The organism is Streptomyces sp. NPDC005794 (genome assembly GCF_042871445.1).
GTDB lineage: Bacteria > Actinomycetota > Actinomycetes > Streptomycetales > Streptomycetaceae > Streptomyces.
This window is the reverse complement of sequence record NZ_JBIAIN010000003.1, coordinates 328,671-346,910: the sequence shown is the minus strand read 5'-3', so window position 1 is coordinate 346,910 and position 18,240 is coordinate 328,671. Positions and strand designations below refer to the sequence as shown.

Genomic DNA, 18,240 nt, shown 5'->3' with positions numbered 1-18,240 from the left:
GATCTACTGGGCGTCATCATCGAAGGCAGCCGACCCGCATAGCAGGGCCCAGGTGCGCTGATACGTGACGATGCTGTCCGCGTCGTCCATCCGGAGTTCCGCGTGCCAGTCCTCGCCGACGATCGCCCCCGGATCGGGCAACAGCTCCGTTGATCAGGTATTCACGATTCCGAGGCTCACCAGCAAACGCCAGACATCTGTGGACGGGTCACGGTCGAGGACCGGGCAATCAGGGGCGTGTCCCGATTGCGGGATCATTGGATCGCACGGCTGGGGAGCACCGTCCCCTGGTAGGCGGTGCTTCGCGGTGGACTTCACCCTGCACGTGCCGTACTCACATTGCCGGACCATGCTCCGAGCCCAGCTGACGGCGTCGGGCTCCTTCGTCTCCAACGCCGTACGGCGCTCGCCCCTGATGCTCTTGTCGTTCCTCTTGTCGAAGTTCTTGAAAGCCGGATCCGCCTGTCTCAGCGCGTCCACCACGTCTTTGCTGCTCCCGCTGCGCTTGCCTCCGAACGCTTGGAAGTGGAGCAGCAGCCACAGGTCGAACGAGGGATGCGAAAAGCAGACTTCGGTGCCCTTCTCTGCCGCTCTCTCCAGAGCCTCGGGAATGTCGTGGTGCTGGTCACGGTCGAACAGGGCCCAGGACTCGTCTTCCTGAGCCTTCGCCTGAACAGCGGTGACGACCCGTGCCGGTGTCATCCCGTTCCTGGCGTACACCGGCTGAATACGGAACCGTCGTCCGCCGGTGCGACTGCCGTCCCCGAACCGGTCATTGAGGTAGTTGAGGTAGTCCGGCTCAGTCGACTCGCCCTCGCAGCCGACGTAGAGCACCCGTTGCGCCCGTGTATCTGCGGGAAGCGGTGGAGCAGGTGCCACCAAGGGCTTCTCCTCGCCCTTACGGCTTTTTCGCTTCGGCCGCTTGCGCCCATCGGCCTGACCCTCGTCGTCGGTGTGCCCCTGCCGCCCGCCCCACGTGCTCACGCTGTTGCCTTCTCCTGCCAGGACACTTCACGGACGATCTCCCCCGCACTGACCCGTGGCACGCCTCCGTAGCGACCTCGTAGGTAGCCACGCTCCAGATTCTCGCCGTCCTTCGGGTGAGCGGCGGTCAGCGGATACAGCTCCGTCGCACCCGACCGGTCCTTGGCCGCGATCCAGACCTGGTCGCGGCCGAGCGGCCGGTCCAGTACATCTTCACCAAGCAGGGTGGCGTCGTGCGTCGTGAAGATCAGCTGTGCGTCGCGGGGGTTCGCCTGCGCGTCCTGGAAGATCCGTACGACTTCCGCCGCCAGGGTCGGGTGCAGGCTGGAGTCCAGCTCGTCCACGAGCAGCACGGCACCTTTGTCGAGCACCGAGAGCATCGGACCGAGGAACGCGAACCAGGCGTGTGTGCCGAAGGACTCCTCGGTGAGGAAGTCCAAAGGGACGTACCCGCCATCGGCTGTCCGGTGTCTCAGTCGAACGCGGCCCGTCTCCGGGTCTGTCTCCATGCCGCTGATCCCGAGGTCGGCGATGGAAAGCAGGTGCAGGACGCGCTCACGGTAGTCATGCTTCCCTCCTGGCTCAATGAGCTCTTGGGTCCACTTGGTCCGTTCCATCACGTCCTCGTCCGGAGCCACGAGCCACAGACTGTCCAGGAACCAACGGTGCAGAGCGGCGAGCTGGGGATCGTTGAGCGTGGCGCCGGTGGAAAGAAACAGGGCATCGGAGCGAGTGAGAGCTACCAGATCGTCGCGCCGCCCCGTGAAACCGTCGCTCTCGAAGACGAACTCGCCGCCGTCGGATTCAGGGCGGCCCGCCTCACGGTCGAACCATGTCTCACGCTGCCCGTGAGGATAGGCGTGGAGCCACTCCGCCTCGACACGGTCATCGGAAAGCTCGAAGCCGTACGTGAACCGTGTGCGGCCGAGGATGAGATCCACTTCGTACAAGCTCGTCTCCTCCGCGCACACCGGGTCGAGCTTGAACGGCTTGCGGGGCACCCCAGGCGACTTCGTCCAGTCCGCGAACGACGTGCGGACCGCTTGACGCATGTCGTGCAGCGCGCCGAGCATGTTGCTCTTGCCTGCGGCATTGGCGCCGAAGACACCCAGGACGGGCAGAGCGGATACGTCATTCCCCTCGTGGCGGAGCCCGGTCGCTCGGGCATCGCCGTCACCGGATGCCGATCCGATGAGCGACAGCTCGCATTCATCACGGATTGATCGGTGGTTGGCCACCCGGAAACGAAGCAGCACCCTGGGCCTCCCGACAGGACGAGGAGGCGGCCCCGTCGTGCGTACACCACTCGCGGACGATCCGCAGATGCAGCCTACGACTGCCGCCGGGGCTGTGCCAGCATCAGCGGTCAGCCGGCTGCCGCCGCCGTCTCCCTGCGCAGCGTCGTCGCGATCGTCGCCGAGCCGACCACCCTCGTGCCGTCGTACAGCACGACCGCCTGGCCGGGTGCCACGCCCCGGACCGGCTCGGTGAACGTGACGGACAGGGTGCCGTCGGTCAGCTCCGCCGTCACCTCGGTCTCGCCGCCGTGGGCGCGGAGCTGGGCGGTGTACGTGCCGGGGCCGGAGGGGGCGGTGCCGCACCAGCGGGGCTTGATCGCGGTCAGTGCCGTGACGTCGAGGGCTTCCACGGGGCCGACCGTCACCGTGTTGTTCACCGGGGAGATGTCCAGGACGTAGCGCGGCTTGCCGTCCGGGGCGGGGTGGCCGATGCGCAGGCCCTTGCGCTGGCCGATGGTGAAGCCGAAGGCACCCTCGTGGGTGCCCACCTTCGCACCGGACTCGTCGACGATGTCACCCTCCGCCGGGCCGCCGAGGCGGTTCGCGAGGAAGCCCTGGGTGTCGCCGTCGGCGATGAAGCAGATGTCGTGGCTGTCGGGCTTCTTCGCGACCGCCAGGCCCCGGCGCTCGGCCTCGGCCCGGATCTCGTCCTTGGTGGTGAGGGTGTCGCCGAGCGGGAACATCGCGTGGGCGAGCTGCTTCTCGTCCAGGACGCCGAGGACGTAGCTCTGGTCCTTGGCCATGTCCGAGGCGCGGTGCAGCTCCCGGCTGCCGTCCTCGGCGAGGACGACGGTGGCGTAGTGGCCGGTGCAGACGGCGTCGAAGCCGAGCGCGAGCGCCTTGTCGAGCAGTGCGGCGAACTTGATCTTCTCGTTGCAGCGCAGGCAGGGGTTGGGGGTGCGCCCCGCCTCGTACTCCGCGACGAAGTCGTCCACGACGTCCTCGCGGAAGCGTTCCGCCAGGTCCCATACGTAGAACGGGATGCCGATGACGTCCGCCGCGCGGCGGGCGTCCCGGGAGTCCTCGATGGTGCAACAGCCACGCGCGCCCGTACGGAAGGACTGCGGGTTCGCGGAGAGGGCGAGGTGCACACCGGTCACGTCGTGGCCTGCCTCGACGGCTCGGGCCGCGGCGACGGCGGAGTCGACTCCGCCCGACATGGCGGCGAGCACGCGGAGGGGGCGCTGGGAGGTCTGAGTCATAGCTCATCCAGAGTACGGGGCCCCGGGAACCGAATGCGCGCGGATAAGCGTTGACGACGACATGGGGACCAGAGGAATGGCCGGCGGATCCGGAAGCGGATCGCGCGGCGTCAGCAGACGCACGCTGCTGATCGGAGGTGGAGTGGCCGTCGTGGGGACGGCCGCTCTGGCCACGGAGGAGATCCGGCGCGTCTGGTGGCGGGTGCCGGGTGTGGAGAAGCCCCGCAAGGAGGGCGAGCTGGACTACGCCCCGGCGAAGTGGGTCGCGGCCTCCGAGGCGAACTTGCGGCGCGCCGACCGCCCCGACGACTACGGCGTGGACCGGGTGATCGTCCACGTCACGCAGGGCAGCTTCGCCAGCGCGGTCCGTGTCTTCCAGGACCCGGCGCACCAGGCGGCGACGCACTACATCGTCGGGCAGAACGGCCGCGTGACCCAGATGATCCGGGAGCTCGACGTGGCGTACCACGCGGGCAACCGCTCGTTCAACGAGCGCAGCATCGGCATCGAGCACGAGGGCTTCGTCGACCGCCCGCAGGACTTCACCGCGAAGATGTACGAGTCGTCCGCGCGGCTGACGGCGGAGATATGCGAGCGGCACGGGATCCCGGTGGACCGCGAGCACATCATCGGGCACGTCGAGGTGCCCGGCACGGACCACACCGATCCCGGGCCGCACTGGGACTGGCCCCGCTACATGAAGCTGGTGCGCGCCGCGTCCACGGCGGGAGCCAAGGGGGCGCGGGCTAGCTGAGCCCTGCCGTCCTGGCCCGGTCGACGGCGGGGCCGATGGCTCGTGCGACCTCCTCCACGTCCTGCCGCGTGGAGGTGTGGCCGAGCGAGAAGCGCAGGGTGCCGCGGGCCAGCGCGGGGTCGGTGCCGGTGGCCAGGAGCACATGGCTGGGCTGGGCGATGCCGGCGGTGCACGCCGACCCGGTGGAGCATTCGATGCCCTGGGCGTCGAGCAGCAGCAGGAGGGAGTCGCCCTCGCAGCCGGGGAAGGTGAAGTGGGCGTTGGCGGGCAGCCGCCCGCCGGGGGCCGGGTCGCCGCCGAGGATGGCGTCGGGGACGGCCTTCAGGACGGCCTCGGCCAGCTCGTCGCGGAGTGCGCCGATCTCGCGGGCGTAGACCTCGCGTCCGTCGGCGGCGTGCCGTCCGGCCACGGCGAACGCGGCCACGGCGGGTACGTCGAGTGTGCCGGAGCGCACATGCCGCTCCTGGCCGCCGCCGTGCAGGACGGGTACGGGGGTCTGGTCACGGCCGAGCAGCAGCGCGCCGATGCCGAACGGGCCGCCGATCTTGTGCGCGCTGACGGTCATGGCGGCCAGCCCGGAAGCGGCGAAGCCGACCTCCAGCTGCCCGAACGCCTGCACCGCGTCGGCGTGCATGGGGACCTCGAACTCGCTCGCCACCTCGGCGAGTTCACGTATCGGCATGATCGTGCCGATCTCGTTGTTGGCCCACATCACGGTGACCAGGGCGACATCGTCGGGGTCACGGGCGAGCGCCTCGCGCAGCGCCTCCGGGTGGACACGTCCGTGCGCGTCGACCGGGAGGTATTCGACGGTGGCGCCCTCGTGCTCGGCGAGCCAGTCCACGGCGTCGAGGACGGCGTGGTGCTCCACGGGGCTGGCGAGGACCCGGGTGCGCCGGGGGTCGGCGTCGCGGCGGGCCCAGTAGAGGCCCTTCACGGCGAGGTTGTCGGCCTCGGTACCGCCGGAGGTCAGGACCACCTCGCTGGGGCGGGCGCCGAGCGCGTCGGCGAGGGTCTCTCTGGACTCCTCGACGGTACGGCGGGCCCGGCGCCCGGCAGCGTGCAGGGAGGACGCGTTCCCGGTGACGGCGAGCTGCGCGGTCATCGCCGCGATCGCCTCCGGAAGCATCGGCGTGGTCGCGGCGTGGTCGAGGTAAGCCATGGTGGAGACGATTCTACGAGCCCGGGGAGCGGCGCGTGCCGGGCGCATCGCGTGACGGGCCGCACGGACGCTCCCGGGCCGGCGTGTCCGGCACCCCGGACCGGCACCCTGCCCCAGCGCACCGGCGCGTCCGGCGCCCCCGACCGGCGCCGTGACAGCGCTCGGGAGGCCCGGATCACAGCGCCGTCCAGCGTTGCGACGCCTCCCCCGCGCAGGTGTTCGCGGCGATGCCTCCGCCGAAGGCCAGGTCGAGACAGCCGCCGTTGGAGACGCTCACGATGCTGCCCCCCGATCCCGCGCGCCAGCGGCGTGCGGCGGCCTGGTCACACGCACCCACGAAGACGGCCTGGCCGAGCATGTTCGCGGACAGACACCGCCCGCCCTGCTTGTTGACGAGCTCGAAGCTTCCCCCGGACAGGGCCCGGACGGTCCAGGTGGCGCTCGGGTCGCCGCAGTCGCCGTCGTCCGTGCCGCTGTACACGGTGACGAGGCACTTGTTGTTGTCACCGTTGCGATAGCGGTGGGTCCCGGAGGGCGTGGTGGCGCCGCCTGACCCGGCGCCACCGGACGTGCTGGACCCACCGGACGTGCTGGACCCGCCGGACGTGCTGGATCCGCCGGACGCACTGGAGCCCCCGGAGTCGCTGGAGTCGCTTCCGCCGGTGCTGCCACCGGAGCCGCCGGGTCCGCCCGTACCGTCCTGGGAACCGCCCGCGTCGTCACCGCCTCCTGGGCCGGGGGCCGGAGTCCCGTCCTTCGCCTTGCCTCCCCCCTCGGCTCCCTCGTCCTTCTCCTTCTCCTCCTCCGTCGGCGACTTCGTCGGCGACGCCGATCCGGACGGGCTCATGCCCGAAGGGGAGGCCCCGGGCACGGCCGGGGCGGTGGCCGGGGCCGTCGGCCCGGCCGCCGCGCGGTCGTCGGGCCCGAAGGTGTGGGGCAGGAGCTGGACGGCGAGTGTCGCTCCGCCCAGCGTCACGACGACGGGGACGACGGCGAAGAAGACACGGGTACGCCGCCGGCGCTCGCGCGGCTTCGGGCGGGCCTTCCCACCGAGGGGCAGCGTCTCCACGGACTCGGGTTCCGGCAGCTCGATCTCCTGGACGTGCGCCGCGAAGGCGGCCTTCTCCGCGAGGTTCCCGCTGATGGATTCCGGCCAGAGGGGAGCTGCGAACGGCCCGTGTTCCTCCGCTTGCCGCACCAGCTCGGAGGCCGTAGGACGGGCCGCGGGGTCCTTGGCGAGGCATGCCGCGACGACGTCGGCGAGCGCGGGGTCCAGTGCCCGTACGGCCTCCAGGTCAGGCTCTTCGTGCACGATGCGGTACAGCACGGCGGGGCCGGACTCCTCGCCGAAGGGCGGGCTTCCGCCGGCCGCGTAGGCGATCACCGATCCCAGCGCGAACGCGTCGGCGGCGCCGCTCAGATCCCGCCTGGTCGTGGCCTGTTCGGGAGCCATGTAGGCCGGCGTCCCGACCACCATGCCGCTTCTGGTCAGCTGGCTCTGTTCGGAGGCCCGGGCCACACCGAAGTCGATGACCGTGGCGCCCTCGACCGTCAGCATGACGTTGGACGGCTTGAGGTCCCGGTGCACCATGCCCAGCTCGTGCACCGGAACGAGCCCAGCGGCGGCTTCGCGCAGCAGCAGCCACAGGGTGGGGGCGGGCAGCGGGCCCCCGTGCAGTTCGAGGGCCTTACTCAGGGTGACACCGGGAACGTACGCGGTCGCCAGCCAGGGGGGCCGTGCGTCGCGGTCACTGGCGAGCAGGGGTGCGGTGGCCTCGGCGGGCAGCTGGAAGAGGTTGTCCAGCTCGTGCCCGAAACGGCGGACGAAGTCCTGGTCCTCGCCGGCGATCGAGGGCAGCACCTGCTTGACGGCGACGTACCGGCCCTCGTGGACACCGAGGTACACACGCCCCATGCCGCCGGAGCCGAGCCGGCCCGCGAGCGGGATGCCGCCGATCTGCCGTGGGTCATCCGCTTCCAGCGGCCTGGCTCCACTGCCTGTCAGGTCCAACACGCCCACACCGACTCCCCCGTGACACACCTTTTCCGTTCCAGGGGAAGTCTGACCAGTGGATACTGGAAGCGGAAGCCTATTCTAGAAAATCACTCTAGAAATTCACCGCGGAAGAGCCCCGCCTCACGAACCACAGGGACGGTCACTCGATGAGCCCCAAGCAGCATCGCGGCGAAGTCACTTCCGATCTGCTCCTGGACGCCGCACTGCGCGTGTTCGTCGCGTCGGGCGAGCAGGGACTCACGGTCAACGCCGTCATCCAGGAGAGCGGCGTCAGCCTGGGCAGCCTCTACCACCACTTCGGAAGCCTGGACGGCCTCATCGGCGCCCTCAGTCACCGCTGGCTGGACCGGCTGCTGGGCGAGCTCGCGAAAGCCCTGCAGGACGCGGACACCGCGCGTGCGGGCATCGCCGCCGCCGTGCGGGCCTATCTGACCTTCGCCCAGGAGCACCGCGGGCCCGCCCTGCTCCTGCACTCGCCGCTCGCCGACCGCAAGGGCATGGCGCGGGGCAAGGAGTTCCGCGACGCCCAGGAGGCCAGGGTCTCGGAAGTGGCGCTCTGGATCCGGCTCCACATCGATTCCGGGGAGCTCGCCCCGCTCCCCCTGCCCCTGATCGAGTCCCTCGTCATGGGCCCCGTCGTCGCCGTGGCCCGGCGATCGCTGTCGGGCATCGACGACGTGGACCTCGACGAGGCGGCGCGCCTCCTGCCGGAGCAGATCTGGCGGTCGGTCCGCGCGTAGGGGAGCGGTCAGCCGGCGAGGCTCCAGGAGACCGTGCCGTTTCCGGTGACCAGGACGGCGAGAACGACCAGGTCGGCGACGCCGAGGGCCAGTCCGAGCAGGGCGCGGCCCCGGCGGGCGGTGGAGCGGGCGAGGGCGACGACCGCCATGACGATGGCGACCGGGCCGAGCAGGATGTTCATCACCAGGAGGCCGAGCAGCCCGAGCACGAACGAGGCAACGGCGAGCCCGTCGGCGTCCCGGGTCACGGAGGCGCCACCGGGAGCGGTGCGCGCGGTGCGTGCGGTGGTGAGCGTCATGGTGCGGCTCCTTCTCAGCGGGTGCGGCGGGCGAGGCGTTCACGGACTCCGAAGACCGCCAGCCAGAGACCGATCACGGCCGCGGCGGTCAGGGTCACGGGGAGCGGCAGGTGGGCGACCGCTCCCAGGACAACCCCCAGCAGGAGCAGGGCGGCGACGAGGACGAACATGTCCGGGCCTTTCTGCGAGCTTTGAGAGCACGACTGTTCACTGACTTACGAGTCTAGACCCTGTGCCCCTTCCAAGACTCGGAGAACGGTTGTTTACTGAATGGCATGAGTCACATCACCGGCATCCGCCAGGCCCAGAAGCTGAAGACGCGTCAGGCGCTGCTCGACGCCGCCCTGGAACTGCTGGAGCACCAGAGCCTGAGCAGTCTGGGGCTGCGCGAGGTGACACGGGCCGTGGGCGTGACCCCGACCGCCTTCTACCGCCATTTCGACGGCACCGCGGCACTGGGCGTCGCCCTCGTCGAGGAGACCCTGGGGAGCCTGCACGGCATGATCGGCGCGATCCTCGCCGACACCGGGGACAGCGAGGAGCGGCTGGACCGCAGCGTCGGGCTGATAGCACGTCATGTCGGCGCTCAGCCGGCCCACTTCCGCTTCATCGCCCGTGAACAGCACGGCGGCGTCAGGCAGGTGCGCGAGGTCATCGCCGCCCAGCTGCGCGGCTTCGCCGAGGAGGTCGCCCACGTCCTCGGCGAGGAACCGGAGTCGACGGGCTGGGACCGGGAGGACCTCCGGATGCTGGGCGGGCTGTACGTCGATCACATGGTGCTGACCGCGTCGGCACTGCTGGACGCCGGCCCCGAGGGCGAGGCCGAGGTCGTCCGGGTGGCGCGGCGCCGACTGCGCCTGGTCACGCTGGGCAGGGCCCACTGGCTGGACAGTCCGGCCGTAGGGCCGGCGTCATGAGCGACTGGACTCTGAACCGGACCTTCACCGGCTCCTCGGGCGAGGTGCGCTGGGACGTACTCGGCCCCGAGCAGGCCCCGCCCGTCGTCCTGGTGCACGGCACACCCTTCTCCTCGTACGTCTGGCGCGGCATCGCACGGGCGCTGGCGCAGGACCACCGCGTCCACGTGTGGGACCTGCCGGGTTACGGCACTTCCGCGCAGTACGCCGGCCAGGACGTGTCGCTGGGCTCCCAGGCCCGGGTGCTCACCGAGCTCCTCGATCACTGGGGGCTGGAGGAACCGGCCGTGGCCGCCCATGACTTCGGAGGCTGTGTCGCCCTGCGCGCGCACCTCCTGCACGGCGCCCGCTACCGTCGCCTCGCTCTCGTCGACCCGGTGGCACTGGCCCCGTGGGGGTCACCGGCCTACCGTCTGCTCGGCGGCCGGGCCGAGGTCTTCGGCGAGCTGTCGCCGGAGCTGCACCGGGCACTGGTGACCGAGTACGTCGGCTCGGCGAGCCACCGGGGACTGCATCCGGCAGTACTGGACAGGCTCGTCGCCCCCTGGTGCACCGAGGCCGGGCAGCCCGCCTTCTACCGGCAGATCGCCCAGAACGACCAGCGGTTCACTGACGAGATCCAGCACCGCTACGGCGAGCTGGAGCCCCGGGTGCCGAACTGCGACTGATCGACGGGGCCGGACATCTCGTCCAGGAGGACACCCCCGCCGAGCTCACCGCGGCCCTCACCCGTTTCCTGCGTACGACTCCGTGACCGGCCGCCCTCTCGGCGGGGTTCAGCCGCGGGGCGCGCGGGCCAGCTGACGGGACTGGGCGACGAGGCGGTCGGCGCTGTCCCAGACGTCCGCGTCCTCCTCCAGGAAACCGCCCGCGAGGTTACGGGTGGTGATCGAGACACGCAGCGGCCCGGGGGCCGGGCGGCAGCGGATGTGGGTGGTGAGCTCGATGGTGGGCGTCCAGCCCTTCAGCCCCAGCTCGAACGAGGTCGGCGGCAGCGCGTCCACGGTGAGGAGCAGCGAGAGCGGATCCGCGTCACGGCCGTCCGCGAGCCCGAACCAGCCCCGCATCTCCCCCTTGCCCGACGGCGCGCCGACGGCCCAGCCGACCGTCGCCGGGTCGAGCTTGATGTCCAGCCGTTCGGTGATGGCGGAACTGCCGGGGATCGGCGCCGTCCCGTCGTCCGTTCCGAGGCACTGCTCCAGGGGCGGAATGGCCGGCGGCTCGGCCGCCGTGCGGATCTCACCGGCCAGGCCGTCCAGGTCGCCGTAGGTGGCCAGCACCCGGATGCGTTCGACCTCCGTGCCGTCCTCCGCGAACTGGAAGAGCGAGGCCTCACCGGTGGAGAGCGTGCGGCCGGTGCGGACGACCTGGGTGCGGATCACGGCGGGGCCGGGGACGGAGGCCGTGAGGTAGTGCGCGGAGATGGAGAAGGGGTCGGAGTGCGGGAGCGCCTCACCGAGCGCGCGGCCCAGCATGGCGAGCAGGTAGCCGCCGTTGACCGCGCGGATGATCGTCCAGCCCGCGGAGAGCTCCGCGTCGTAGACGCCTTCCTCCCGGCGCGTGACGGCGGTGTCGCGGTCGAACTCGCTGTCACCGATGGTCGCCTGTACTGCGCGCGACTCCTGCGCTGCTGCCTGTGCCATGGCATGCACGGTACACCGATCGTATTACTGAGCGGTAGCTTTTTGTTTTCCGTCAGATGACGGACGGAGCTTCCTCCGCCGTGGCCGAGCGCCTGTTGTAGGCGCGCGGGGCCCGCCAGTGGAAGCGCATGGCCATCAGCCGCAGGACGAACGCGGCGATCACGGCGGCACCGCTGGTGTAGGCGTTGAGGGTCTCGAAGCGGATGCAGAGGACGACCATGCCGGCGCCGACGATCGCGGGCACGGCGTACAGGTCGCGGTCCCAGCGCAGCAGCGAGGGCACCTCGTTGGCCAGGACGTCGCGCAGCACACCGCCGCCGACCGCTGTGGCCAGCCCGAGGGCGGCGGACGAGGTGAGGCCGAGGCCGTACTCGTACGCCTTGATCGTGCCGGATACGCAGAAGAGTCCCAGCCCTGCCGCGTCGAAGACGTTGACGCCGACCTGGATCCGCTCCACGTGCGGGTGGAGGAAGAAGACCAGGCCGGCGGCGAGCAGCGGGGTCACGAAGTAGCCGAGGTCCGTGAAGGCCGCCGGTGGCAGCGCACCGATCATCACGTCACGGAAAATCCCTCCGCCCAGCGCTGTCACCTCGGCGAGGACCGCGATGCCGAAGACATCGAAGTTCTTGCGTACGGCGAGCAGGGCGCCCGAGATCGCGAAGACGAAGATCCCGATGATGTCGAGCGCATGCTGGACGGAGGGGGTGAAGAGTTCGTTGAGCACCGGGCAATTGTGCCGGTCCTACTTCTCCGGCTCGTCCTCCGCACCCTTGGACGGTGCGGCGGAACCCTTGCCGTCCTTGTCGGAAGCGGACTCGGCGGACGCCGCGGGCTCGGCGGACTCCTCCGCGCTCTCCGACTCGGCGGGCTCGGCAGGCTTCTCCGGACTCTCCGATTCGGCGGGCTCGGCAGGCTTCTCCGGGCTCTCCGGGCTCTCCGATTCGGCAGGCTCGGCGGGCTTCTCCGCGCTCTCCGGTGCGGCAGGCGCGGGAGCCTCGTCCGGCGTGCCCGCTTCCTCCGCCTCCGGCGTCGCGACCGGCTCGGCCGCCACCGTCGACTTCACCGTGATGACGTCCGCGACGAGCGGAGCGTCCCCCGGCGCCTGGTCCTCGCCGTTCTCCGGGTGGTGGCACGCCACCTGGTGCCCGGTCTTCAGCTGGAGCAGCGGCGGCTCCGTCGTCTTGCAGACCTGCGTCGCCTTCCAGCACCGGGTGTGGAAGCGGCAGCCGCTCGGCGGCGAGATCGGCGACGGGACGTCGCCCTTGAGCAGGATGCGCTCGCTCTTGGCGCCGCGCCGGCGCGGGTCCGGCACCGGCACCGCGGACATCAGCGCGTTCGTGTACGGGTGCATCGGCGCCTCGTACAGCGACTTACGGTCCGCGAGCTCGACGATCTTGCCGAGGTACATCACCGCGATGCGGTCCGAGACGTGCCGGATGACCGACAGGTCGTGCGCGATGATCATGTAGGTGAGGCCGAGCTCCTCCTGGAGGTCGTCCAGCAGGTTCACCACCTGCGCCTGGATCGACACGTCCAGCGCCGAGACCGGCTCGTCAGCGACGACCAGCTTCGGCTTCAGAGCGAGCGCCCGCGCGATGCCGATGCGCTGACGCTGACCGCCGGAGAACTCGTGCGGATAGCGGTTGTAGTGCTCGGGGTTGAGCCCCACCAGCTCCAGCAGCCGCTGGACCTCCGCCTTCACACCGCCCTCGGGCTTGACGCCCTGGAGCCGGAAGGGGGTTCCGACGATCCCGCCGACCGTGTGGCGCGGATTCAGCGAGCCGTACGGGTCCTGGAAGATCATCTGGATGTCACGGCGCATCGGACGCAGGCGCCCGGCCGACATGTGGGTGATGTCGCGGCCCTGGAACTCGACCTTGCCGCCGGTCGGCTCCAGCAGACGGGTCACCAGCCGGCCCATGGTCGACTTTCCGCAGCCCGACTCGCCGACGACACCCAGGGTCTCCCCGGGGCGCACCTCGAAGGTGAGCCCGTCCACGGCCTGGACCGCACCGACCTTGCGCTTCAGAATGCCCTTGGTGATCGGGAAGTGCTTGACCAGTCCGTCGACCTTGAGGAGCGGCTCGGACCCGGACCCGTCCGACCCGGCCGCGGCGGACGCGGGAGTCTTCTTGTTCAGATCAGTCACAGCTTCGGCGCAATCTCTTCGGTCCAGATCCGGTCGCGCTGCTCACGCGACATGTGGCACGCGGAGTGGTGCCCGTCGCTGACCTGCTGCAGCTCCGGGCGCTCGGTGCGGGTGATGTTGTCCGGCGGGACGTCGGCGTACGGGCAGCGCGGGTGGAAGGCGCAGCCCGACGGGACGTTGATGAGACTGGGCGGCGAGCCCTTGACCGGGATGAGCCGCTCGGTCTGCTCCCGGTCGATGCGCGGCATCGAGCCGAGCAGGCCCCAGGTGTAGGGGTGCTGGGGCTCGTAGAACACCTTCTCGGCGCTGCCGCGTTCGATGCAGCGTCCCGCGTACATCACGAGCAGGTTGTCCGCGATCTCGGCGACGACGCCGAGGTCGTGGGTGATCATGACGACCGCGGAGCCGAACTCCTTCTGCAGGTCGCGGATGAGGTCGAGGATCTGCGCCTGGACGGTGACGTCGAGGGCGGTCGTCGGCTCGTCCGCGATGAGCAGCTGCGGGTTGTTGACCAGGGCCATCGCGATCATCGCGCGCTGGCGCATACCGCCGGAGAACTGGTGCGGGTAGTCGTCGTACCGACGGTGCGGCTCGGGGATGCCGACGCGGTCGAGCATCTCGACCGCGCGCTTCTTCGCGGTCTTCTTGTCGACCTTGTTGTGGACCCGGTGGGCCTCCACGATCTGCACGCCGATGCTGTAGTACGGGTGCAGGGCGGACAGCGGGTCCTGGAAGATCATGGCCATCTTCTGGCCGCGCAGCGTGCGTACCCGCTCGGGGCCGGCGCCGATGAGCTCCTCGCCGTCGAGCCAGATCTCGCCGCCGATCCGGGCGCGCTCCGAGGTGTGCAGACCCATGATCCCCAGGGAGGTCACGGACTTGCCGGAGCCGGACTCGCCGACGATGCCGAGGGTCTGGCCGGCCTTCAGGTCGAAGCTGACGCCGTCGACGGACTTGACCAGGCCGTCGTCGGTGTCGAAGTGGACGCTGAGGTTGCGTACGGAGAGGAATTCCTTGGCGTCGCCGTCGCCGGAGCGCGGGGCCGGAACGGCGTCCGCCGCCGGGGAGTCCTTCTTGATTGCGTCGCTCATGAGAGCCTCACCCGGGGGTCGATCGCGGCGTACACGAGGTCCACCAGCAGGTTGCAGATGACGATGAAGAAGGCGGCGACCAGGGTCACGCCCATCACCTTGGGCAGGTCGGCGGTGGTGACGCCCTGGATGGCGAAGGCACCCAGCCCCTGGAAGGAGAAGACCCGTTCGGTGATGACCGCGCCGCCGAGCAGCAGCGCGAAGTCCATACCGAAGATCGTGACGAGCGGGGTGAGCGCCGAACGCAGCCCGTGCTTGACGACGACCTTGCGTTCCTTGAGGCCCTTGGCCCGCGCGGTTCTGATGTAGTCCTCGCCCATCGTCTCCAGCATCCCGGCCCGGGTGAGCCGGGCGTAGAGCGCGGAGTAGAGCAGGGCGAGGGTGCACCAGGGCAGGACGAGGCTGCCCGCCCATGCGACGGGGTTGTCGGCGAACGGTACGTACTCCCCGTTCCCGAACAGCGCCAGGACGACGAGGCCGGTGAAGAACATCGGCAGGGAGACGCCGGCGAGGGCGACACCCATGGAGACGCGGTCGAAGAACGATCCCCGCTTGAGCGCGGAGAGGACACCGATCGCGACACCGGAGACGACCCAGATGACCGCGGCACCGACGGCCAGCGACAGCGTGACCGGGATGCGGTCGACGAGCTGCGGCCAGATCTCGGTGTGGGTCTTGAAGGAGTAACCGAAGCACGGGGCGTTGCAGGTGACCGGGTCGGGGCCGAACTGGTATTCGGCACCGACGACGATGCCCTTGACGAAGTTCCAGTACTGCAGGTAGAGGGGCTGGTCGAGCCCCAGGTTCTTCTTGACCGCGGCGATGACGTCGGGGTCAGGGCTCTTCCCGACGTACTGGGCGGCCATCGAGTCGAGGGTCTGCCCGCCGAGGCGGGGGACCAGGAAGAAGATCGCGAACGTGACTGCGCTGACCACCAGCAGCAGCAACACCGCGGCGAATACGCGTCGGATGATGTACGCAGCCACAGCCGTGCGGCGCCGGGCGGGCGGACGGGGTATGCCCGCCGGCCCGGCGCCTTCACCTGCCTTTCAAGGGATGCTGTCGATGAACAGGTGTTACTTGGTGGACGTCATCAGCACGTAGTCGTACATGCCGAGGTAGGCGTCCGTGACCGTGACGTTGGCCGCGGAGGCCGGACGGTAGAGCAGGTTCTTGCGGTAGACGAGGGGAACGACCGAGGCGTTCTCCATGACCTTCTGGTCGACCTCGCCCCACGCCGCGTTGCGCGCCGTGGTGTCGACGGTGCCGATGCCCTTGACGAGGAGGTCGTTGACGCCCTTGTCGTCGAGCTCCATCAGGTTCGTGCCGCCGGACGGCTTGATGGCCGATCCGTTCACGATCTGGTCCAGGAAACCGAAGCCGGTCGGCCAGTCGGCGCCCCACTGCATCATCATCATGCCCGCGTTGTTCTTGTGGACCCACTCGGGGACGCCCGCGAAGTCCGTGAAGTACTTGTCCGCCGGGAACTGCTTGATCTCGGCGGTGATGCCGATCGCCTTCAGGCTGCCCTGGAGCTGCGTGGCGGCGGTGATCTCGTCAGGACGGTCGGAGCGCGCCGTCAGCGTGGTCTTGAAGCCCTTGGGCTTACCGCACTTGGCCAGGTGCGCCTTCGCCTTGGCGACGTCGCCCTTGTTGCCCTCGGTCGGGTACAGGTCGAACTTCTTGTAACCGGCGACGGTCGGCGGGATGACCGTGGTCGCCGGGTCACCCTTGACCGAGCCACCGATCGAGTCGATCAGGCTCTGCTTGTCGACGGCGTACTGGACGGCCTTGCGGCACTCGACGTTGTCGAACGGCTTCACGTTGACGTTCAGCGCCATGTACTGCAGGGCACCGGCGTACGGGTTGTCCGTCTTCGCCTTCTCGTCGGCCTTGACCAGGACCTTGGGCTGCGTCTTGGACTGCAGACCCGTGCCCGCGATGTCCGCGGTGGTCACGTCGTTGAGCAGGTGGTCGTCGACCGTGGTGGCGTTGACGTTGAACTTGAGCTCGATCTTGTCCGGCAGAGCCTTGCGGATCGGGTCCGTCTTCGCGTCCCACTCGGGGTTGCGGACGAGCGTCGCACCCTTGCTCTCGTCGTACGCCGAGAACTTGTACGGGCCGGAGGAGACCATCTTCTGGACGTAGCTGGCACCCGTGTCGGCCTTCTGCGGGACCGGAGCGGTCTGCGAGAAGGCGGCGAGGTAGTCCATGTCCGCGAAGGGCTTGTTCAGCTTGAAGACGATCGTGTGGTCGTCCGGCGTCTCGATGGACTTGAGACCGTCGGCCGACTTGTCCTTGTACGGGCCCTTGTACTTGTCGCCACCCTCAAGGTAGGCCTTGAAGTACGTCGGGCCGTTGGACAGGGCCTCCGGCGCGAAGTTGGAGCGCTCGACGGCGTACTTGACGTCCTTCGAGGTGACCTCGGTGCCGTCCTCGAACTTCACGCCCTTGCGGAGGGTGTACGTCCAGGTCTTGGCGTCGTCGCTGGCCTTGCCGAGGCTGGTGGCCAGGTCGGGAACGACCTCCAGGCTCTCCTTGCCGGCGGCCGGCTTGAAGGTCACCAGCGAACGGCCGTACAGGCGGGAGAAGTTCTGCACCCAGCCGTAGTACGTGTTGCCCGGGTCCAGGGAGTCGGGGCCACTGGAGTGCTCGTACGTGACCGTCCCCCCCTTCTTGTCGGTCGCGTTGACGATGCTCGTCAGACCGGCGTCAGCCTTGGCGTTGCCCCCACCGCCGTTGCTGTCACCGCCCGAGTCACTGCCGCTGCACGCCGACGCGCCGAGCGACACCGCTACGGCCACGGCTATGGCCGCTGCTGTCTTTCTGTTCTGCATGCTGAGGAAAGCCCCCTCGCTAGTCCGGTGCGGCACTGCCGCGTTATTACTTGCCACGAGGGTCGAGTGCGTCACGCAGCCCGTCCCCCAGCAGATTGAAGGCCAGCACGGTGATGAAGATCGCCATACCGGGGATGACCATGAACATCGGGTCCACCTCGTAGAGGTCGACCGCCTGCGTGAGCATGCCGCCCCATGACGCCTGCGGCGGTGCGATACCGACGCCGAGGAAGGACAGCGAGGCCTCGAAGAGGATGTTCGTGGGGATCAGCAGCGTCGCGTAGACGAGGATCGGCGCGATCAGGTTCGGCAGCAGCTCGCGGAAGAGGATGAACGGGCCGCGTGCGCCCAGTGACCTGGCGGCCTCGACGAACTCCCGCTCGCGCAGCGACAGGGTCTGCGCACGGACGATGCGGCCGATGTAGGGCCAGCTGAAGAAGCCGATCACGAAGATCAGGACCGCGATCCGCAGCGTGAGCCCTTCCATCCCGAAGGCGTTGCCCTGCAGGGAGGCGGAGATGGAGATCGCGAAGAGCAGCAGCGGGAAGGCGAGGAAGGTGTCCATCAGCCGGCTGATGAAGCTGTCCACCCAGCCGCCGTAGAACCCGGCCACGACGCCCATGACGACGCCGATGACGACCGAGAGCAGCGTGGAGCCGACGGCGACCACCAGGGAGACCCAGGAGCCTTCGAGGATGCGCGCCAGGATGTCGCGTCCGGTCTGCGGTTCGACTCCGAGGGGGTGGTCCCAGCTGATCCCGCCGAGGGCGCCCTTGGGCGCCAGCAGGACGGGGTCGACCAAGCTCTGGTTGAACGCGTTGGGGTCGAGCCCGAGGAGGGACTGGAGCGGCTTGGAGAGCACCGCGGTGAGGATCAGCAGCACGACAACGATGCCACCGGCCATCGCGCCCTTGTCCCGCTTGAAACGCGTCCAGGCGATCCGGCCGAGCGAGCGGCCCTCGATCTCCTTGCGCCCGGCGCCTTCCAGCACCGTTTCGGGCGACGCGTCCGCCCCGGTGGTCTCGATCGGTGCCGTCATTGCGCTGGAGACCCCTCTCGGCCGACGGTGGCCGGCCTGTGACCGCCGCTGTAGCGGCTCTAACAAAACATGACAGATGCACTCAGGCATGACCGAACCGCCCCGTTT

At 69.5% G+C, this 18,240-nt stretch carries 18 protein-coding genes and 1 pseudogene; 4 read left to right on the top strand and 15 right to left on the bottom strand.

Translation table 11 applies throughout. The features are described from left to right. Nucleotides 1-3: 3 nt before the first annotated feature. The 4 genes from ACFYQ5_RS06280 to mnmA form a co-directional block, all read right to left on the bottom strand. Nucleotides 4-141 (bottom strand): hypothetical protein, encoded by a 138-nt coding sequence (locus ACFYQ5_RS06280; protein WP_389193872.1) that lies wholly within the window; start codon nucleotides 139-141, stop codon nucleotides 4-6. A gap of 12 nt (nucleotides 142-153) precedes the next feature. Further along, nucleotides 154-984, bottom strand: coding sequence for an RloB family protein (locus tag ACFYQ5_RS06275; RefSeq protein WP_389193869.1), 831 nt, complete (start codon nucleotides 982-984; stop codon nucleotides 154-156). Next, nucleotides 981-2,240, bottom strand: a complete 1,260-nt coding sequence (locus ACFYQ5_RS06270) for an ATP/GTP-binding protein (protein ID WP_389193867.1) — start codon at nucleotides 2,238-2,240, stop codon at nucleotides 981-983. The genes ACFYQ5_RS06275 and ACFYQ5_RS06270 overlap by 4 nt, the downstream gene beginning before the upstream one ends. Nucleotides 2,241-2,350: 110 nt before the next feature. Beyond that, nucleotides 2,351-3,484 carry a tRNA 2-thiouridine(34) synthase MnmA gene (gene mnmA / locus ACFYQ5_RS06265; RefSeq protein ID WP_389193864.1) on the bottom strand — a complete coding sequence of 378 codons (1,134 nt, stop codon included), beginning with the start codon at nucleotides 3,482-3,484 and terminating at the stop codon, nucleotides 2,351-2,353. Between the two features lie 61 nt (nucleotides 3,485-3,545). Here mnmA and ACFYQ5_RS06260 point away from each other — a divergent pair, with 61 nt between their 5' ends. Further along, nucleotides 3,546-4,238, top strand: a complete 693-nt coding sequence (locus ACFYQ5_RS06260; RefSeq protein WP_389193861.1) for an N-acetylmuramoyl-L-alanine amidase — start codon at nucleotides 3,546-3,548, stop codon at nucleotides 4,236-4,238. On the opposite strand, the gene ACFYQ5_RS06255 is transcribed toward ACFYQ5_RS06260, so the two are convergent. Both ACFYQ5_RS06255 and ACFYQ5_RS06250 read right to left on the bottom strand, forming a co-directional pair. Beyond that, nucleotides 4,231-5,400 carry a cysteine desulfurase family protein gene (locus ACFYQ5_RS06255; protein ID WP_389193858.1) on the bottom strand — a complete coding sequence of 390 codons (1,170 nt, stop codon included), beginning with the start codon at nucleotides 5,398-5,400 and terminating at the stop codon, nucleotides 4,231-4,233. The two genes, ACFYQ5_RS06260 and ACFYQ5_RS06255, sit on opposite strands and share 8 nt — an antisense overlap. A gap of 175 nt (nucleotides 5,401-5,575) precedes the next feature. Further along, nucleotides 5,576-7,414 carry a protein kinase gene (locus tag ACFYQ5_RS06250; RefSeq protein ID WP_389193855.1) on the bottom strand — a complete coding sequence of 613 codons (1,839 nt, stop codon included), beginning with the start codon at nucleotides 7,412-7,414 and terminating at the stop codon, nucleotides 5,576-5,578. 149 nt (nucleotides 7,415-7,563) lie between these two features. On the opposite strand from ACFYQ5_RS06250, the gene ACFYQ5_RS06245 reads away from it, so the two are divergent. Then, complete coding sequence (locus tag ACFYQ5_RS06245) at nucleotides 7,564-8,157, top strand: TetR/AcrR family transcriptional regulator (RefSeq protein ID WP_389193852.1); 594 nt, start codon at nucleotides 7,564-7,566, stop codon at nucleotides 8,155-8,157. Nucleotides 8,158-8,165: 8 nt separating this feature from the next. On the opposite strand, the gene ACFYQ5_RS06240 is transcribed toward ACFYQ5_RS06245, so the two are convergent. After that, complete coding sequence (locus ACFYQ5_RS06240) at nucleotides 8,166-8,456, bottom strand: DUF4190 domain-containing protein (RefSeq protein WP_389193849.1); 291 nt, start codon at nucleotides 8,454-8,456, stop codon at nucleotides 8,166-8,168. 14 nt (nucleotides 8,457-8,470) lie between these two features. Then, a complete protein-coding gene (locus ACFYQ5_RS06235) occupies nucleotides 8,471-8,626 on the bottom strand; it encodes a hypothetical protein (RefSeq protein WP_099174352.1) in 156 nt (51 codons plus the stop codon). Nucleotides 8,627-8,731: 105 nt separating this feature from the next. On the opposite strand from ACFYQ5_RS06235, the gene ACFYQ5_RS06230 reads away from it, so the two are divergent. After that, complete coding sequence (locus ACFYQ5_RS06230) at nucleotides 8,732-9,373, top strand: TetR family transcriptional regulator (protein ID WP_389193846.1); 642 nt, start codon at nucleotides 8,732-8,734, stop codon at nucleotides 9,371-9,373. Then, a pseudogene (locus tag ACFYQ5_RS06225) lies at nucleotides 9,370-10,127 on the top strand (alpha/beta fold hydrolase). The gene ACFYQ5_RS06230 and the pseudogene ACFYQ5_RS06225 overlap by 4 nt, the downstream one beginning before the upstream one ends. 22 nt (nucleotides 10,128-10,149) lie before the next feature. Here the strand turns inward: ACFYQ5_RS06225 and ACFYQ5_RS06220 are convergent. The 7 genes from ACFYQ5_RS06220 to ACFYQ5_RS06190 form a co-directional block, all read right to left on the bottom strand. Continuing rightward, complete coding sequence (locus ACFYQ5_RS06220; protein WP_389193843.1) at nucleotides 10,150-11,016, bottom strand: thioesterase family protein; 867 nt, start codon at nucleotides 11,014-11,016, stop codon at nucleotides 10,150-10,152. Between the two features lie 52 nt (nucleotides 11,017-11,068). Beyond that, complete coding sequence (locus tag ACFYQ5_RS06215; RefSeq protein WP_389193840.1) at nucleotides 11,069-11,740, bottom strand: trimeric intracellular cation channel family protein; 672 nt, start codon at nucleotides 11,738-11,740, stop codon at nucleotides 11,069-11,071. Nucleotides 11,741-11,758: 18 nt separating this feature from the next. Then, complete coding sequence (locus ACFYQ5_RS06210) at nucleotides 11,759-13,165, bottom strand: ABC transporter ATP-binding protein (RefSeq protein ID WP_389193837.1); 1,407 nt, start codon at nucleotides 13,163-13,165, stop codon at nucleotides 11,759-11,761. Further along, nucleotides 13,162-14,256: an ABC transporter ATP-binding protein gene (locus ACFYQ5_RS06205; protein ID WP_389193834.1), complete on the bottom strand. Its 1,095-nt coding sequence runs from the start codon at nucleotides 14,254-14,256 to the stop codon at nucleotides 13,162-13,164. Before ACFYQ5_RS06205 ends, ACFYQ5_RS06210 begins: the two co-directional genes overlap by 4 nt. Next, complete coding sequence (locus ACFYQ5_RS06200) at nucleotides 14,253-15,242, bottom strand: ABC transporter permease (protein ID WP_351275327.1); 990 nt, start codon at nucleotides 15,240-15,242, stop codon at nucleotides 14,253-14,255. Before ACFYQ5_RS06200 ends, ACFYQ5_RS06205 begins: the two co-directional genes overlap by 4 nt. A gap of 90 nt (nucleotides 15,243-15,332) precedes the next feature. After that, nucleotides 15,333-17,093, bottom strand: a complete 1,761-nt coding sequence (locus ACFYQ5_RS06195; RefSeq protein WP_389193830.1) for an ABC transporter substrate-binding protein — start codon at nucleotides 17,091-17,093, stop codon at nucleotides 15,333-15,335. 46 nt (nucleotides 17,094-17,139) lie between these two features. After that, nucleotides 17,140-18,132 (bottom strand): ABC transporter permease, encoded by a 993-nt coding sequence (locus ACFYQ5_RS06190; RefSeq protein ID WP_389193827.1) that lies wholly within the window; start codon nucleotides 18,130-18,132, stop codon nucleotides 17,140-17,142. Between the last annotated feature and the right edge of the window lie 108 nt (nucleotides 18,133-18,240).

Excerpts from the sequence above, each read along its gene's own strand:
- mnmA (WP_389193864.1), bottom strand. The coding sequence starts at position 3,484 with ATGACTCAGACCTCCCAGCGCCCCCTCCGCGTGCTCGCCGCCATGTCG.
- ACFYQ5_RS06260 (WP_389193861.1), top strand. The coding sequence starts at position 3,546 with ATGGGGACCAGAGGAATGGCCGGCGGATCCGGAAGCGGATCGCGCGGC.
- ACFYQ5_RS06255 (WP_389193858.1), bottom strand. The coding sequence starts at position 5,400 with ATGGCTTACCTCGACCACGCCGCGACCACGCCGATGCTTCCGGAGGCG.
- ACFYQ5_RS06245 (WP_389193852.1), top strand. The coding sequence starts at position 7,564 with ATGAGCCCCAAGCAGCATCGCGGCGAAGTCACTTCCGATCTGCTCCTG.
- ACFYQ5_RS06240 (WP_389193849.1), bottom strand. The coding sequence starts at position 8,456 with ATGACGCTCACCACCGCACGCACCGCGCGCACCGCTCCCGGTGGCGCC.
- ACFYQ5_RS06235 (WP_099174352.1), bottom strand. The coding sequence starts at position 8,626 with ATGTTCGTCCTCGTCGCCGCCCTGCTCCTGCTGGGGGTTGTCCTGGGA.
- ACFYQ5_RS06230 (WP_389193846.1), top strand. The coding sequence starts at position 8,732 with ATGAGTCACATCACCGGCATCCGCCAGGCCCAGAAGCTGAAGACGCGT.
- ACFYQ5_RS06220 (WP_389193843.1), bottom strand. The coding sequence starts at position 11,016 with ATGGCACAGGCAGCAGCGCAGGAGTCGCGCGCAGTACAGGCGACCATC.
- ACFYQ5_RS06205 (WP_389193834.1), bottom strand. The coding sequence starts at position 14,256 with ATGAGCGACGCAATCAAGAAGGACTCCCCGGCGGCGGACGCCGTTCCG.
- ACFYQ5_RS06195 (WP_389193830.1), bottom strand. The coding sequence starts at position 17,093 with ATGCAGAACAGAAAGACAGCAGCGGCCATAGCCGTGGCCGTAGCGGTG.
- ACFYQ5_RS06190 (WP_389193827.1), bottom strand. The coding sequence starts at position 18,132 with ATGACGGCACCGATCGAGACCACCGGGGCGGACGCGTCGCCCGAAACG.